Genomic DNA, 779 nt, shown 5'->3' on the forward strand with positions numbered 1-779 from the left:
TTTATCATCTTTTAATAATAATTTGTTGAATAACAGAAAAAGGGATCATTCGCCGATTATTAAGCTTTTTTTCTTAACACTAGCTGCCAAGTAACACCAAAACAATCAGTCACCCATGTAACCTTACTAAAATCATTCATTTCTACTGGCCCCATAAGTACTTTCCCATCACTCTTCAAGCCACCAAAAATTACATCAAACTCTTCATCGTCTCTGCATTCTAAATAAAAAGAAACAGCCCAAGTAAAATCAGGACAAGATTCTTTATCCATATCCAAAACCATAAAAGACTGGCCTAAAATTTCAATGATGCCATTCAGGATTTTCCCTTCTACACCTCGGTCATCTTTCGAATATCTTCGAAGAGAAACGAGTTTTGAATTCGGAAAAGTACGAACATAATAGTTCATTGCTTCCTCCGCATTGCCACTAAACGTAAGAAATGGCGTAATCCTTTGCCCTGATACAACCGGTATTACTTGTTCTTGTGTCATCTTTAAAACCCTCCAAACAAATTGTAATTACCTCGTTTTAGAACTAGAAAAAACAGCTGTTAATCATCTATTTCCGCTGGAGATTTTGCCTTTAATAAATCTAAATTCAAATAGATTGTACCATATTTTTACATATCAAAAAACTTCGCAAGTAAATGAAAATATATGCGGAGTTAATAATTAATAAGCAGACAATTAATGATGTAACCGGCAACCTTTTCCTCTTTCTCCCAGAAACATATAGATCTGTAAATCCTCAATTCAAGTATTTCCTAATCTTAACAA

At 33.6% G+C, this 779-nt stretch carries 1 protein-coding gene; it reads right to left on the bottom strand.

What is annotated here, in order from left to right:
* Nucleotides 1-59 precede the first annotated feature (59 nt).
* Nucleotides 60-494, bottom strand: coding sequence for a VOC family protein (locus tag CN514_RS22030; protein ID WP_098234411.1), 435 nt, complete (start codon nucleotides 492-494; stop codon nucleotides 60-62).
* Nucleotides 495-779: the final 285 nt, after the last annotated feature.

This window comes from Bacillus sp. AFS001701 (assembly GCF_002559405.1).
In the GTDB taxonomy this organism is placed as follows: domain Bacteria; phylum Bacillota; class Bacilli; order Bacillales; family Bacillaceae_G; genus Gottfriedia.